The following is a 245-nucleotide window of genomic DNA, read 5'->3' as shown; positions in this document are numbered from 1 at the left end:
GATCACGAGAAAGATGATCACCGGGTTGGCGCCCGCGCCGATCGCCGCGAACTGGTCGGTCAGCATCGACACCGGCATCCCGTTGGTGAACCACTTCGCGAAGCCGCGCGCGGCGACCATCGTGCCGAGCGTCGCGATAAACGGCGGGATGCCCGTCATCGCGATCAGCGAGCCGTTCAGCAGGCCGACCAGCAGCCCGACGCACACGCCGGCCAGCACCGGCCAGATGATCGGCAAGTCGGTGA

Annotated in this window: 1 protein-coding gene; it reads right to left on the bottom strand. The window is 67.3% G+C overall.

Features of this window, described 5'->3' with window-relative positions:
* A partial coding sequence (locus tag AAEZ06_RS28015; protein ID WP_502948073.1) for an ABC transporter permease subunit occupies positions 1-245 on the bottom strand: 245 nt, incomplete at both ends.

Source organism: Pseudomonas sp. HY7a-MNA-CIBAN-0227 (assembly GCF_040310325.1).
Taxonomy (GTDB): Bacteria; Pseudomonadota; Gammaproteobacteria; order Pseudomonadales; family Pseudomonadaceae; genus Aquipseudomonas.
Note: the sequence above shows the minus strand (reverse complement) of the source record. Positions and strands in the feature narration are given on the sequence as shown.